Below are 13931 nucleotides of genomic sequence, written 5' to 3' on the forward strand. Positions count from 1 at the left end.
AAGCTCGCGCGCGTTTGAGCGGCGCATTGCGGCGCGCCGGTCGTCGCGCCGCATCGCGTGTCACCTCGCGCGCGGCTTCTTCATACGCATTGACGGCAAACGCAAAAACGGCCGGCAGCGCATTGGACGTACCGAAGTCCACCGTGTCGTCGGTTTCGGGATAAGGCAGGTCGGACGGCCGCTGGAACAAGCCGAGCATCAGCGCGTCGTGCCGGCTTGCAAAGCCCAGATCGGCCAGCGCCTCGGCCTCGATCGCGTGCAGCAGGCGCCACGTAAGGGGCACCTGCCTGGCGATGTAGCGCACGGCGATGCTGCGCACGATATGTTCGAGATCGCGCGCGGCGGTTTGGTAGCGCAGCGCGGCCAGAGCTTGATCGGTGCGATCGGCTTTCAGGTTGTTCATTGTCGGCTCCAGTCGATAGCGAATACTGTACAAACATACAGTGTCCAATGCAACCTCGGCCGAACAGCCTATTGCGACAACAGCCTGTCGTTGCCCGCTCAACCGTGAATCACCACCAGCAGCGCTTTCGCTTCGCCCTTGCCCGCGTTGCGGATCGCATGCGGTTGATCGGCGACGTAACGCGCAGTGTCGGCCGCCTTGAGTTTCCTGGTCGCGCCGGCCGCCTCGATTTCGATCGATCCGTGCAGCACGGTAAGGTGCTCGCGCGTGCCCGGTTCGTGCGCGTTCGAAACCAATGCCCCGCCCGGCTGCAACGTCAACTCGTACCACTCGAATTTGCCGGCCAGTTCGATCGGCCCCCACACGCGCAACTGGTATTTCGCGTCGTGACCGCTTAGCGTAGGGATTTCGTGCGGGCCGGAAACGGCAATCGCCTCCGGTGCCTTCAGTGGCGCAAACAGTGAGTCGAGGCTCACGCCGAGCGCGTTGGTCAGGCGCCACGCGACCGCGATCGTCGGATTGGCCTTGTCGCGCTCGATCTCGGAAAGCATCGATTTCGACACGCCGGCCGCACGCGACAGGTCGTCGAGCGTCATGCGCCGTTCGGCACGCAGCCGCTGGATTCGCTCGCCGACGCGCGGCGGCGCCGCATTCGTCGACGGTGCCGCCGCGCTCGAGGCGGACGCAGCATTGACCGTTGCATTGGCTGTTGCATCGGCGGCGCTGCGGCGTGTACCGGAACTTGCCATTTCCTGACCCATCGTTTAGAGTTGTTCGATATACCGGATTTTAGTTCGAAAAAACGAAAACGTCCGATAAAGCTGACGGCCGACTATAGCAGGCCGCTTCGCCGTCAACCATGACGCCCGTGCCGCAGCACCGATAACGGAGGCACACGGGGGCGCCACCATCACCAGGAGTTCGGTTCATGCGTGACCAATACCTAGCCCATCTACGCGGCACCCTGGAGCAGATCCGTGCCGACGGCTTTTACAAGAGCGAGCGTGTGATTGCGAGTCCGCAAGCGGCCGACGTGCGCCTCGCCGACGGCACCGGCGTACTGAACTTCTGCGCGAACAACTATCTCGGCCTCGCGAACGATGCACGGCTGATCGAAGCCGCGAAGGAGGGGCTCGACAACGACGGTTTCGGCATGGCGTCGGTGCGCTTCATCTGCGGCACGCAAACCGTGCACAAGCAACTCGAGCAGGCGCTTGCCGCGTTCCTCGAACACGACGATTGCATTCTCTATTCGAGCTGTTTCGACGCAAACGGCGGTCTATTCGAAACGCTGCTCGACGAGAACGACGCGATCATTAGCGACGAACTGAATCACGCGAGCATCATCGACGGCGTGCGGCTGTCGAAGGCGCAGCGCTTTCGCTACAAGAACAACGATCTCGCCGATCTGGAAGCGCGCCTACGCGAAGCCGACGCGGCCGGCGCGCGCTTCAAGCTGATCGCCACCGACGGTGTGTTCTCGATGGACGGCATCATCGCGAACCTCGCGGGCGTCTGCGATCTCGCGGACCAATACGGCGCACTCGTGATGGTCGACGACTCGCACGCGGTCGGCTTCATCGGCGAACATGGGCGCGGCACGCCCGAGCATTGCGGCGTGATGTCGCGCGTCGACATCATCACCGGCACATTGGGCAAGGCGCTGGGCGGCGCATCCGGCGGCTATGTCGTCGCGCGCAAGGAGATCGTTGAATTGCTGCGGCAGCGCTCGCGTCCCTATCTGTTCTCCAACACGCTGACGCCGAGCATCGCCGCCGCGTCGCTGAAAGTACTCGAGCTGCTCGCGAGCGACGAAGGCGCGCAATTGCGTGCGCGGGTGCGCGAAAACGGCCAACGCTTTCGCAGTGCGATGAGCGCGCTCGGTTTCACGCTCGTGCCGGGCGAACATCCGATCATTCCTGTGATGCTCGGCGATGCGCAACTCGCCGGCAAGATGGCTGATGCGTTGCTAAAAGAAGGCGTCTACGTAATCGGCTTCTCGTTTCCGGTGGTGCCGCGCGGCCGCGCGCGCATTCGTACACAGATGAGCGCCGCGCATACGCCGGAACAGATCGACCGCGCTGTCGCCGCATTCGCGCGCGTTGGCCGCGAGTTCGGTGTGATTTCCCAGTAATCGCCAGGGAGCGATAGATGAAAGCATTGGCGAAACTCGAGCGCGCACCGGGCCTCACGCTCACGGATGTGCGCAAGCCGGAAGTCGGCCATAACGACGTGATGATCCGCATCGCGCGCACCGCGATTTGCGGCACCGACATTCATATCTGGAAGTGGGACGACTGGGCGCAAAAGACGATTCCGGTGCCGATGCACGTCGGCCATGAATACGTCGGCGAAATCGTCGAGATGGGACAGGAAGTGCGCGGCTTTGCAATCGGCGATCGCGTGTCGGGCGAAGGGCATATCACGTGCGGCTTCTGTCGCAACTGTCGCGCGGGACGCCGGCACTTGTGCCGCAATACGGTCGGCGTCGGCGTGAATCGCGAAGGCGCATTTGCCGAATACCTGGTGATTCCGGCCTTCAACGCATTCAAGATTCCGCCTGAGATTTCCGACGATCTCGCCGCCATCTTCGATCCGTTCGGCAACGCGACGCACACGGCACTGTCGTTCAATCTGGTCGGCGAAGACGTGTTGATTACCGGCGCGGGACCGATCGGCATCATGGCGGTCGCGATCGCGAAGCACGTCGGCGCGCGCAACGTCGTGATTACCGACGTCAACGACTATCGCCTCGAACTCGCGCGCAAAATGGGCGCGACCTGCGCGGTGAACGTGTCTCGCGAATCGCTGCAAGACGTGATGCACGCGCTGCACATGACCGAAGGCTTTGACGTTGGCCTCGAAATGTCCGGCGTGCCAAGCGCATTCACGAGCATGCTCGAAGCGATGAACCACGGCGGCAAGATCGCGCTACTCGGCATCCCACCGGCGCAAACCGCGATCGACTGGAATCAGGTGATCTTCAAAGGCCTTGAAATCAAGGGTATTTACGGGCGCGAGATGTTCGAGACCTGGTACAAGATGGTCGCGATGCTGCAAAGCGGTCTCGATCTGTCGCCGATCCTCACGCATCATTTCAAGGTGGACGACTATCAGCAGGCTTTCGCGACGATGCTCTCTGGCGAGAGCGGCAAAGTGATCCTCGACTGGACCGCGGCCTGAATTAGCGCGACGTCATCGTTTCATTGTCACGCCCGCAACGCCCGCAACGCTCACGCGCCTGCGGGCGTTTTCACGAATTCCGCCTGAATACGCACGTGAATATCGTCGCCGACGGCCGGGTACCACGTCGCGAGACCAAACTTCGCGCGGCTGAAATGGCCGTCTGCGGAAAAACCGAGCGTGTCTTTTTTCGTCAGCGGATCGGGTGCGAAGCCGTTGAACGTGACATCGAGTGTGACCGGCTGCGTGACGCCGCGAATCGTCAGATTGCCCGTTAGCATGCCGCGCGATTCGCCAGTGCGCTCAAAGCGCGTGCTGGCGAAATGGATTTCCGGATACTGCGACACCCCGAGCATGCTGCCACTCTTCACCATCTTGTCGAGCAACGGCACGTTGGTGTCGATGCTCGCGGCGTCGATCGTGACCGACGCGGTGCTCCGTTCGAGCCCGCCGTCATTCCAGTCGAGCTGCCCGTGCTTGCGATCGAAGCGCATCGTGAAGCGCGAATACTTGAAGTGATCGATATCGAAGGTGATGCTCGTATGGTCCTGGTCGATGTCGTAGCGGCCGGCCGGCACGCGCGCCTCGTTCTGGCTGACCGAATGCGTGAGCACCTGTATCGGGGTGCAGGCCACGGGCGCCAGTAGGGTCGCGCCGAGCAGCGCGCGCACCCACAGCGTGCGGATAGAGGATGAGTTCATCGAAGCCATTCCCGGTTGAGCGGACTTCGTCACGATATCAGCAAGCGTACCGATCGCGCACCAGGCCCGGCGAACGCACGAAAAAACTTGACGAAGTAGAATGATCGTTCTACCTTTAGTCGATGACACACGAAACCTCGAATGATATTGCGCCTGACCTGGCGCAAGAGTCAGGGCAATCCGGCAACGCACGGGAGCGGCTGCTCGATGCCGCCGAAGCGCTGATCTACGCCGGCGGCATCCATGCGACGGGCGTCGACGCAATCGTGCGGCAGTCCGGCACCGCGCGCAAAAGCTTCTACACGCATTTCGGTTCGAAAGATGCACTCATTGCCGCCGCACTCGAACGGCGCGACGAACGCTGGATGAACTGGTTTATCGCTGGCACGCAGCAGCGTGGCAAGACTGCGCGCAAACGCCTGCTCGGCATGTTCGACGTGCTGCTCGAGTGGTTCGCATCGGAAGATTTCCACGGCTGCGCGTTTCTGAACGCGGCCGGCGAAATCGCCTGCAGCGACGATCCGATCCGGATCGTCGCGCGCAAACACAAGGAGCGTCTGCTCGATTTCGTGCGAATGCAATGCGATGCATTGGCGGTGGACTCGGCTATCGATGCGCGCGGCGCTGCGCGTCTCGCTCGACAGTGGCTGATTCTGCTCGACGGCGCGATCGCGGTAGCGCTGGTGAGCGGCCAGGCCAATGCCGCGCGCGACGCACAGGCGACGGCGCGGATCCTGCTCGATGTGCAAACAACGAAGTCCGCGGACGAGCCGACAACACATTCCCCCAGGAAATCCGCACTTCAACCCGCAACCAGACGGCCGCCATCCCGGCGCACCGCCACCTGAGAGAGCATCACCATGGCCGACACAATCGAAACCCGCCCGCCGCTGCCGCCGTTCACGCGCGAAACCGCGATCAAGAAGGTGCGGGCCGCGGAAGATGCATGGAACACGCGCGAGCCCGAACGCGTATCACTGGCGTACACAACCGACAGCGCGTGGCGCAACCGCAGCGAATTCGTGCATGGCCGCGACGCGATCGTCGGCTTTCTGCGCCGCAAGTGGGTAAGGGAGCTCGACTATCGGCTGATCAAGGAACTGTGGGCATTCACCGAGAATCGCATCGCAGTGCGTTTTGCGTACGAGTGGCACGACGATTCGAACAACTGGTTCCGCTCTTACGGCAATGAAAACTGGGAGTTCAACGAGCACGGGCTGATGGCGCATCGTCACGCAAGCATCAACGATCTGCCAATCCGCGAAGCCGACCGCTTGTATCACTGGCCACTTGGCCGGCGTCCGGACGATCATCCGAGCCTGTCGGACCTCGGTTTGTAGTCGTTTCGCCCGACGCGTTGCGTTCATCGCCGATGGCGTGCCTGGCGCATGCCGTGAATCCATCGCCGATTCGCCGCTGATTCATCACTTCGCCATCGGTTCTCCGTTATCGTTGCGGTTTCGGCTGCGCGGCACGTCCCGTGCCCACGCGTGCGGGCGTGGTCTCCCACATCGCTTGCGCGGGTTGAGGTACAGTGCGCGACGAGCAGCAACCAGATCGCCAGAACGATAACGACACCGGCACTCGACCGGTGACGGAGAACACATGCACTTTCGGCAGATGAACAAGAAAATCCGACATATCGCAGTGGCACTCGTCGCGGGCCTGGCCGCTTGCGCCGCGCACGCGGGCAACTGGTGCGAAGGCGGCATATGGGTCGACGCGATGCTCGGCTCGTATCACATCAACCCTGATCCCGGTACCCACTTCGAGCAGTTCAATCCCGGCCTGGGCGTCGAATGTTGGCTCAACAACCAATGGGCAGTGACGGCCGGCGGCTTTCGCAACTCTCTGCGGCGGCCTTCCTACTACGGTGGCGGCGTCTGGGCGCCGGAGTTCGCGCACTGGGGCTTCGTGCGGATTGCGGCGATAGGCGGGATTATTTCCGGCTACAACTACGGCAACTGGGGGCTCGGTCGCAACCACTCGGTGGGGCCGGTGGTCGCGCCGATCGTGATGGTCGACTACAAACGCGTCGGCGCGAACTTCATCGTGGTGCCGCCGATTCCTTCGGATAACCTCCCGTTTACGATCGGGTTTCAGGTGAAGGTGAAATTCTGAAGGTGAGGTTTTTCGGGAGGACGGTAGCCGATTGCCAGGTGATCCGAACTACGTGAATCCACCTCACCTATGTTTTCAGGTCCTGGAATTCCTCACCGTTATGAAACCTCGCGTTGCCGTCTCCTGGAAATACTCACCATCCGCGATTCAACGCGGCGCTTATTCGACGTAATCTTCCGGATTCTCTTTCGCGGCGCTCTGATACAGGATCATCACCAGCGGAATGCCAGGCTCCGCCGTCGCATCGTTGCGCAGCCCTGTCACCTTGCCAGCGACCCCGCTCGTGTACTGCGCGACCACTTCGCCGAACGTATTGCGCTGGATTGCGACCTTCTGCCCGGGCGACACCATGTCGTCCAGCCCGACCAGCAACTCGACGAATCCGCCATGCGTCGACATGACCGTGTGACCGCTATTGCCGACAAAGATCCCAACATCCCGTCCGGTGCGCCCCATCGGTCCGGCAATCACGCCATAACGCTTGAGCACATTCATCGTGCCTTCAACAAACGACGGGATCATCTCGAGATCGAGAACCCGTGCCGCACCGATCTCGGGCGTGATCGCGGGAATGCCCACGTTGATGAACGCATTGGCAAGCAGCGTCGGGTAGGCGGGGTTATCGAAGATCTGCTTGATCGGAAACAGCTCCGCCATCGCGCGGGGTTCGGGCAATTCCATCCGCGCCAGATTGAACGACGTCAGGTCCATGCCGGTTGTGCCGGTATGACAATCGAGTGCGTAGTCGGCGTTGGGGCGTAGCAGCCGGTTGAATACCAGCCCCGCATGCCGGCTCGGCGCGCTCGCGCCGTTCTCGTTTCCCGGCCACTCGCGATTGATGTCGATCAGGTCCATGCCTCTGCCCGAATTGGGCCATCGGCGCTCCATCGCTTCCAATGCGGGGCGCGATACGTCGAGTACCGCGAGCACCGTACCCGACATTTGAGCCGGATCCAGCTGGCTCACAACGCTTTGTATCATGTGCACCGGACTGATTTCGTCGCCATGCACCCCGCTCACGAGCGCAATACGCTTGCCGGCTTTCGCGCCGCGCACGACGATCACCGACACATACCAATGCTGCCCGGTCGGCATCTGCACGCCCTGAAAGTAGAACATCTGCTTGGTGCCGCGCGGCAAGTCCTCGACGTCGAGCGCGCTAATCACCTTTTTGCCATCGATCACATCGCCGGTGTAGACCGTGCCGTGAGCGGCGCCCGCGCCGGCGGCCGGCGCAGTCGCGCTTTGCGCGTAAGCGGTGCCGGCCTGCGTGACAAGCGCGGACGATGCGCCGACCAGCGCAATCGCAGTCTTCATGAAGTTGCGTCGATCGACGCCGTCATTCGGTTCATTCTGCATGGCGAGGGATCCTATGGTGAGTATGAGCAGGGGACTGGGATGCGCTGGCGGCTACCCGCCCTCATTGTGCTCGTGGAAGATGACGCTTGCACCTTCGGCGGTCGCGGACGTGGCCGTGACCGGGCGTCCGCATGCGCAATGGGACGAGCACGAATGCGTGTGGCGGGAAACGCAGCCGCTTACGGCGATGGGCAAGCTGATGAAGCCAGCATTGCGCGCGATGTGGCGATAAGTTTGATTGCCTGATGAAAGAGTTTGACGGGGCCGCGTGGCGTGTCGTTCTGGCGCATCCAGTCGTCACGCGCATCGCGGCTCCCGTAAGTCCTCACCATCTGGATCTTCGACGCATCATCTCCTGGAACACCTCACCATTGGCGCTATTTCATCAACGCCATTTGCACGACCTTCACGATGACCAGACTGATCGCGATCAGCAGATAGCCGCGCAGCGCACCCATCCACATGCGTTTGGCGAGCGTCAGGCTCGGCGGCGGCAATTCGTCGAGCGGGGGCATGCGCCACGTATTGCGACTCTCCTTCGAATAAGCCCGCATCGGTTCGGCCGCCGGCTCGCCGCGCACCTTGCGCGCCGCGAGCGTCGCCGCGTAACCGACGACAGCGAGCAGCGTACCGCCCGCGAGTATTTCGAGAATCGTCTCACCGGCGATGTCCGGATAAATCACCGACGCGGTCAACACGATCGACAGCATCACGAGCGCCCAGACGACCGCGCCGGTAAAGAGATTGAGCTTCGTTGAATTGGCCCACGGACCGAGCACCGCGCGGTCGTTGCAAAGCAGCAGCAGGAACACGGTCGCGCTCGGCAGCAGTACGCCCGCGAGGGTTTGCACGGCCTCGGTCAGAAGACCGAGCGGGCTGCCGGGAATCAGCACGAGCGCTGCGGCCGTTGCCACGATAGCGAAGTAGGCCAGGTAGAAGCCCTTCGCATCGGACACGCTACGATGCAGCGAATGGCGGATCTTGAACACGTCGCCGATCGCATACGCAGTCGATAGCGATACAGCCGCCGCACCGATGATGCATGCATCCAGCAGCGCGATTGCAAACAGCACCGCCGAGGTCCGCCCCGCATAATTTTCGAGACCGGCAATCACGCCACCCGCATCGGCGAAATTGCCGAACGCGGGCCGCCCAGCGAACAGCGCAGCGCTGAACGACATCATCGCGACCGCGCCGATCAGCACGAACACGATACCGATCCACAGGTCGGCTTTTTCGTAGTTCATGAAGCGCGGCGTGATGCGCTTATCCACCACATAGCTCTGCTGGAAGAATAGCTGCCACGGCGCGACGGTCGTGCCGACGATGCCGATCACGAGCAGCATCACGTCTGCGAGTTTCGAATGCGCGGGCCAGTTCGGAATAAAGAAGTCGCGTGCAATCTGGCTGGCCGGGGGATGAATCGACACGAGCACCGGCACGAGCAGCAGGCTCAGCAGACACAACACCACCGCGAAGCGTTCAAAGCGCCGGAAGTCGCCGGTGCTGACGGCGGCCATCGTCAGCGCTGCGGCAATGCACACGCCCGCGATCTTGGAGACGCCGAAAAAGTCGAGTACGAACGTGATGCCGATGAACTCGGTCACGATGGTCAGCGCGTTGAGGATCAACAGATCGACCACGCTGAATGCCCCCCAGAATTTGCCGAAGCGCTCGAATATCAGCCGCGCGTGACCGACGCCCGTCACCGCGCCGAGCCGCAACACCATCTCCTGATTGACGAAAAGCACCGGTACCAGCAACAGCATCGTCCATAGCAGGGTGGTGCCGTAGTTCTGTCCCGCCTGCGTGTAGATACCGAAAGCGCCCGCATCGTTGTCGCCGACCATCACGATCAGGCCGGGGCCGAGAATCGCGAGCAGCGTGCGCAAGCGTGCCCACCAGGTCGTGCGGGGCGCGACGTCATGATGGGCGATCGTGCCGAGCGCGCCCCTGATGTCGCCGACATGCGCCGCATCGAGCACCGCGCTGCGGGCGGAGGAAATATTCGTCGGAGTAGACATGCCGTTCTCTCCTGGTTGTGTTTATCGACAGAAACGTATGTAGCTTCGGTATACCAAGGACGCAAACTCATCGCAGCGCCGCATGCCGTATGACGGACGGCTTGCAGACGCTATGAAGCGCGTGCTACCAGACGACGCCAGAAAGCCGGCTGGTTGTTGGCAACACGTCAGCACAGGTTTGATACGGCTCGATGCACGCGCGCTGATTCATGCATAGGCCGGCGTTCCGTCAAACTGACGAAACACGCGCGAACGCTGCTGCGGGCTTGACGCTCGCATTAGGGCGCCCTATCGGCGACTGGACGCGATGAAACGCGGCGATCCAGAGAACGCTGACAAGACGCTAACAAGGTGCACGGAGAGATATTGCGGCGCGCACCGTCTGCCTGCTGGCAAGACGGCGGCTGAAGAACGGAGCGCGGACGTCCTGCCCGTCAGGCAGCGAATCTGTTCGAAAGTCGGCTACTGCAGGCGTCCAAGGCATAAGCCCCATTGGTGAAGATTTTTGAATTCTAGAAGGCCCATTTAGCGAAGGTCAACCTGTTTCTCAAGCAAAGCGGAAAAGCGTGTGCGATGAACAACGCAACGCGGCTCCGGAGCTTGGGCCGATGGAACGACGGAAGTTTCAGCGCGGCGGATCCTGCTTGCGCTAAATGATATGAACGGCCATATCGGCCGAAGCGGAGGGGGCGAAAGTCACCAGGGTGACGAAGGCGGCATCGATTTATCCGATCGATAATCGATGCCGCCGCGCATGACTCAATGACCGCTCGAGTGTCTCGTTCGCACTGTCAGTCGGTTCGACACCGACTTGACTCCGCGCACCGATCGGGCGGCGTTGCCGGCGCGCTGAATCTGCGAGCGCTGCGGCACCCAGCCCGTCAACGTGACAACGCCGTGGCGCGCGGCGACATGAATACCGGTGGAATTAAGACTCGTCGTGCGCGTGAACGCGCGGCGAACGTCACGGACGATCTGACTGTCCGAGCGGTTCTGATTCGGGCGCGCCGCGACCGACTGACTCTGCGCGGACATGTCGGCCGGCGTACCACCACCAGCCTGTGCGTTTGCATAGGTCGCGCAACTCGCGATGGCCACCGCGAATATCGCGCCGATGAGTTTGCTCGCGCCGTTTGCTTTCATTCTTCCTCCTTTGCCGGTTTGTCAGGAACTGCCGTTCGAGATGCGTAATGCCAGCGGAAAAAGGCGGTGAAACGCGATGCCGCCTCGCGACGAGTGGTCGATCGTCGGCACTGATTATATGCCGCGACGACTGCATGAATGGCGCATTCACAGCGATGTCACAACGCGGCGCTGGTTGCGCTGTTAGCCGAGCGTTTTCGCGAACAAGCGTGATCCAGCGAGTGGGCGGAAAACCAAAAGGTGAGGAAATTCGGGAGTCGGCAGGGTGAGAATATGCGCACCTGTATGCGCACTTCAAATGAAGAGGTGAGGGAATTCGGGAGTCGATCGGGGCGATCTTTGAAGTGGCGATTCCGGGATGAAGTCTCGTCGCGCTCACACGCTATAAATGCTCGCGTCAAACTCGTTTCTTCGCTTCGCATCGACACGAGCACTACATTAAATGCCTTATTTCACGATGCATTATGTGTTCCTGGCGCGTGGACAACCAGATCGTCGCGCCAAAGGTGAGCGTTTTCGGGAGCAGCTTGCATGCAGCCTCCGCAACTGCTCGAACACGTGAGATACGAAACTAACCGTCCATCGCGGTGGTTGACACGATAGGCGTACATCCGCCGTCATCTCGACTCATTGGCTTAAAGGTGAGGAAATTCGGGAGCCCAGCGGAGCGTTCGCCAACGTCTGCGATACCGACAAACCAGTCGCGAATAAGTGCATACGCCTGGGGCATCGCGTCGCGTAACCCGTTGAATGTCCAGGCGATATGCCATTGTGCGCGATCAGCGCCGCGCAGCCGAGCGGCTCGAATTCATGCAAGGTGAGGTTTTTCGGGAGCATCGCGGACGAGGTTCCAACGACCTGCCCAAACATGCTGTTTCGTTGCTCCCATGCCCAAAGGTGAGCGTTTTCGGGAGCAATGGCGACGGCTGCATGCGCCACTGGGCGACTGCTCCGTACCAAAGGTGAGGATTTTCGGGAGCGTCGGAATCGCCAATTCAAGCCGGCTTCGCGATCTCGCGGATGTCCGCCACCGGTGCGTCGCCGAACTTATCGCTGAGCGCGTAATCGATCAGCTGGGCCGCGCATTGCTCGGGCGTCGACAGTTGGCCATTGCGTTTGAGGTCTTCGAACCGCGCGCGCATCGGAAATTGCGCTTCGCCGCTGCCGCGAATTTGCGCCTGCATGTCGGTATCGATCACGCCCGGCGCGAGACTGCAGATGCGCAGCGCGCGGTTCGCGTCGAGCGCCACCGCGCGCGCGTGATGATCGAGCGCGGCCTTCGTCGCGCAGTAGATGCTCCAGCCCGCAATCGCGTTGCGCGCCGCGCCGCTCGAGATGTGGACGATGCGCCGGTCGGTCGCGTCGGCAGCCGCGGCGGCGAGTGCGCTCGCGAGCATCAGCGGCGTCGCGACGTTCAGGCTCACCGCGTCGGCGACTGCGGTCGCGCCCTGTCCTTCGATCGGACCGATCGGCTGCACCATCCCGGCGTTGTTGATCAGCAGCACCGTTTGGGCACCGCTGACGAAATTGCGCAGCGCGTCGGTCGCGACCCATTGCGCGACCCGCGCGGAGTCGGCGAGTTGCAGCTCGATTTCTTCGAGCTGCGTAGGAAAGCGTGCCTTCAGCGCCGCGTGCCGCGAGCGCGACAGGCCCAGCACCGTGACGTTGCGCGTGAGCAGTTGTTCGGCGAGCGCCGCGCCTAGGCCGCGCGTGTGGCCGGTGACGATCGCGCGAATCGGAGAAGAGGGGGTCATGTCATTCCTTGTGATCGTTGGCATGCAGAGCTCGCCATTTTCTCACGCCCCATTCGAGGGGCGCAGGGACGCGTTCACACCGTTGGCGGCGAACGGTTGCCGCCGCGCTAGGCCGAGCGAAAACGCTCGCGATACTGCATGGGCGTCACGCCAAGGCGCTTCGCAAACACGATGCGCATGCGGTCCGCAGTGCCGAAGCCGCAATCGTAGGCAATCGCCTTGAGCGCCGAGCCGCTGCTTTCCAGCAGCTTGCGTGCCGCATCCACGCGCGCGCGTTCGACGAATTCATGCGGCGTCACGCCGGTTTCCTGCACGAACACTCGCGCGAAATTGCGCGCGCTCATGCCCGCCACGTCGGCGAGCTGCTTCACCGTGAAGCTCTCGCGAATGCGCGCCATCACGTGCGCCTGCACTTTCGCGGCGGGCGACGTGTCGTCGGCGGGCGCGGTCAGATACGGGCTGAATTGCGACTGGCCGCCTTGCCGCTGCGCGAACACCACGAGCCGTTTGGCGACTGCGAGCGCGGTGTGCGGGCCGTGATCCTCGGCTACCAATGCCAGCGAAAGATCGATGCCCGCCGTCACGCCCGCTGATGTGACGAGCGGCCCGTCGCGCAGATAGATACGGTCGAAGTCGACCTGGGCGCGCGGAAACTGCGCGGCGAGTTGCGCCGCATGCTGCCAATGCGTGGTCACGTTGCGCGCATCGAGCAGCCCCGCATGGCCGAGCGCGAATGCGCCGGTGCAGATCGAGCCGTAACGGCCGCAGCGCGTCGCGACGTTGGCGAGCCATTCGAGCAGCCTTGCGTCCGGCACTTCGTTGTCCGGCAACGCAGGGCCGCCCGCGACGAGCGCGAGGTCGAACGGCCCGCGCGCCTGCTCGAACGTCACATCGGCAATCAGCGTCATGCCGTTCGACGCGCGTAGCGGCTCGGCCTGGGCGGCGATCAGCTTGACTTCATATCGATGGTCCGGCGCGATAAAGCGGTTGGCCTCGGCAAACACGTCGACTGGGCCCGCGACGTCGAGCGCCTGTACACCGGGGAAGATGGCAATCGCAACGGTGGGCATCGAAAAACTTCCTTTGACGACGAACGGACCCGGCACGCCGCGGCAGTCAGCGCAGTGCGTTTGGCAGTGTCCAACGGTTCGCGGCGATTGTACGCGGCGGCATGCTGGCCAATACTCGATTCACAGGACGCGCGACACAAAACCAGCCCGCAGCAGGGCGTCACCGGGCGGAC

14 protein-coding genes are annotated in these 13931 nt (G+C 62.3%); 6 read left to right on the forward strand and 8 right to left on the reverse strand.

The annotated features are described in order from the left end of the window. Both VGH68_RS28290 and VGH68_RS28295 read right to left on the reverse strand, forming a co-directional pair. Positions 1 to 403 (reverse strand): DUF2471 family protein (locus VGH68_RS28290; RefSeq protein WP_331607038.1); only part of this gene is annotated, 403 nt, incomplete at its 3' end. Positions 404 to 501: 98 nt separating this feature from the next. Then, on the reverse strand, positions 502 to 1164 hold the full coding sequence (locus VGH68_RS28295; protein ID WP_331607039.1) for an XRE family transcriptional regulator: 663 nt from the start codon (positions 1162 to 1164) through the stop codon (positions 502 to 504). A gap of 167 nt (positions 1165 to 1331) precedes the next feature. Here VGH68_RS28295 and VGH68_RS28300 point away from each other — a divergent pair, with 167 nt between their 5' ends. Further along, positions 1332 to 2537 (forward strand): glycine C-acetyltransferase, encoded by a 1206-nt coding sequence (locus VGH68_RS28300; protein WP_331607040.1) that lies wholly within the window; start codon positions 1332 to 1334, stop codon positions 2535 to 2537. A 17-nt stretch (positions 2538 to 2554) separates the two neighbouring features. Continuing rightward, positions 2555 to 3586: an L-threonine 3-dehydrogenase gene (tdh, locus tag VGH68_RS28305; protein WP_331607041.1), complete on the forward strand. Its 1032-nt coding sequence runs from the start codon at positions 2555 to 2557 to the stop codon at positions 3584 to 3586. 50 nt (positions 3587 to 3636) lie between these two features. On the opposite strand, the gene VGH68_RS28310 is transcribed toward tdh, so the two are convergent. Beyond that, the gene (locus VGH68_RS28310) at positions 3637 to 4287 is read right to left on the reverse strand and encodes a YceI family protein (RefSeq protein WP_331607042.1); all 651 of its coding nucleotides are present in this window, start codon (positions 4285 to 4287) and stop codon (positions 3637 to 3639) included. Between the two features lie 122 nt (positions 4288 to 4409). Between VGH68_RS28310 and VGH68_RS28315 the strand changes: the two genes are divergently transcribed. From VGH68_RS28315 to VGH68_RS28325, 3 genes are all read left to right on the forward strand, one after another. Further along, a complete protein-coding gene (locus VGH68_RS28315) occupies positions 4410 to 5135 on the forward strand; it encodes a TetR/AcrR family transcriptional regulator (RefSeq protein WP_331607043.1) in 726 nt (241 codons plus the stop codon). Between the two features lie 12 nt (positions 5136 to 5147). After that, positions 5148 to 5627 (forward strand): nuclear transport factor 2 family protein, encoded by a 480-nt coding sequence (locus VGH68_RS28320; protein WP_331607044.1) that lies wholly within the window; start codon positions 5148 to 5150, stop codon positions 5625 to 5627. A 265-nt stretch (positions 5628 to 5892) separates the two neighbouring features. Beyond that, positions 5893 to 6408, forward strand: a complete 516-nt coding sequence (locus VGH68_RS28325) for a hypothetical protein (protein WP_331607046.1) — start codon at positions 5893 to 5895, stop codon at positions 6406 to 6408. A 159-nt stretch (positions 6409 to 6567) separates the two neighbouring features. On the opposite strand, the gene VGH68_RS28330 is transcribed toward VGH68_RS28325, so the two are convergent. Beyond that, the gene (locus VGH68_RS28330) at positions 6568 to 7767 is read right to left on the reverse strand and encodes a succinylglutamate desuccinylase/aspartoacylase family protein (protein ID WP_331607047.1); all 1200 of its coding nucleotides are present in this window, start codon (positions 7765 to 7767) and stop codon (positions 6568 to 6570) included. A gap of 79 nt (positions 7768 to 7846) precedes the next feature. On the opposite strand from VGH68_RS28330, the gene VGH68_RS28335 reads away from it, so the two are divergent. Further along, positions 7847 to 7999 carry a hypothetical protein gene (locus tag VGH68_RS28335; protein WP_331607048.1) on the forward strand — a complete coding sequence of 51 codons (153 nt, stop codon included), beginning with the start codon at positions 7847 to 7849 and terminating at the stop codon, positions 7997 to 7999. 145 nt (positions 8000 to 8144) lie between these two features. Here VGH68_RS28335 and VGH68_RS28340 read toward each other — a convergent pair whose 3' ends face one another. From VGH68_RS28340 to VGH68_RS28355, 4 genes are all read right to left on the reverse strand, one after another. Further along, positions 8145 to 9791, reverse strand: coding sequence for an NRAMP family divalent metal transporter (locus VGH68_RS28340; protein ID WP_331607049.1), 1647 nt, complete (start codon positions 9789 to 9791; stop codon positions 8145 to 8147). Positions 9792 to 10550: 759 nt separating this feature from the next. Next, positions 10551 to 10934 carry a BON domain-containing protein gene (locus VGH68_RS28345; RefSeq protein WP_331607050.1) on the reverse strand — a complete coding sequence of 128 codons (384 nt, stop codon included), beginning with the start codon at positions 10932 to 10934 and terminating at the stop codon, positions 10551 to 10553. 995 nt (positions 10935 to 11929) lie between these two features. Next, a complete protein-coding gene (locus tag VGH68_RS28350; RefSeq protein WP_331607051.1) occupies positions 11930 to 12688 on the reverse strand; it encodes an SDR family oxidoreductase in 759 nt (252 codons plus the stop codon). A gap of 107 nt (positions 12689 to 12795) precedes the next feature. Continuing rightward, a complete protein-coding gene (locus VGH68_RS28355) occupies positions 12796 to 13758 on the reverse strand; it encodes a GlxA family transcriptional regulator (RefSeq protein WP_331607052.1) in 963 nt (320 codons plus the stop codon). Positions 13759 to 13931: the final 173 nt, after the last annotated feature.

The sequence above is a fragment of the Paraburkholderia sp. genome, assembly GCF_036488505.1.
Taxonomy (GTDB): Bacteria; Pseudomonadota; Gammaproteobacteria; order Burkholderiales; family Burkholderiaceae; genus Paraburkholderia.

Coding starts and splice junctions, on each gene's coding strand:
- VGH68_RS28295 (WP_331607039.1), bottom strand. CDS start 1,164: ATGGGTCAGGAAATGGCAAGTTCCGGTACACGCCGCAGCGCCGCCGAT.
- VGH68_RS28300 (WP_331607040.1), top strand. CDS start 1,332: ATGCGTGACCAATACCTAGCCCATCTACGCGGCACCCTGGAGCAGATC.
- tdh (WP_331607041.1), top strand. CDS start 2,555: ATGAAAGCATTGGCGAAACTCGAGCGCGCACCGGGCCTCACGCTCACG.
- VGH68_RS28310 (WP_331607042.1), bottom strand. CDS start 4,287: ATGAACTCATCCTCTATCCGCACGCTGTGGGTGCGCGCGCTGCTCGGC.
- VGH68_RS28315 (WP_331607043.1), top strand. CDS start 4,410: ATGACACACGAAACCTCGAATGATATTGCGCCTGACCTGGCGCAAGAG.
- VGH68_RS28320 (WP_331607044.1), top strand. CDS start 5,148: ATGGCCGACACAATCGAAACCCGCCCGCCGCTGCCGCCGTTCACGCGC.
- VGH68_RS28325 (WP_331607046.1), top strand. CDS start 5,893: ATGCACTTTCGGCAGATGAACAAGAAAATCCGACATATCGCAGTGGCA.
- VGH68_RS28330 (WP_331607047.1), bottom strand. CDS start 7,767: ATGCAGAATGAACCGAATGACGGCGTCGATCGACGCAACTTCATGAAG.
- VGH68_RS28335 (WP_331607048.1), top strand. CDS start 7,847: ATGACGCTTGCACCTTCGGCGGTCGCGGACGTGGCCGTGACCGGGCGT.
- VGH68_RS28340 (WP_331607049.1), bottom strand. CDS start 9,791: ATGTCTACTCCGACGAATATTTCCTCCGCCCGCAGCGCGGTGCTCGAT.
- VGH68_RS28345 (WP_331607050.1), bottom strand. CDS start 10,934: ATGAAAGCAAACGGCGCGAGCAAACTCATCGGCGCGATATTCGCGGTG.
- VGH68_RS28350 (WP_331607051.1), bottom strand. CDS start 12,688: ATGACCCCCTCTTCTCCGATTCGCGCGATCGTCACCGGCCACACGCGC.
- VGH68_RS28355 (WP_331607052.1), bottom strand. CDS start 13,758: ATGCCCACCGTTGCGATTGCCATCTTCCCCGGTGTACAGGCGCTCGAC.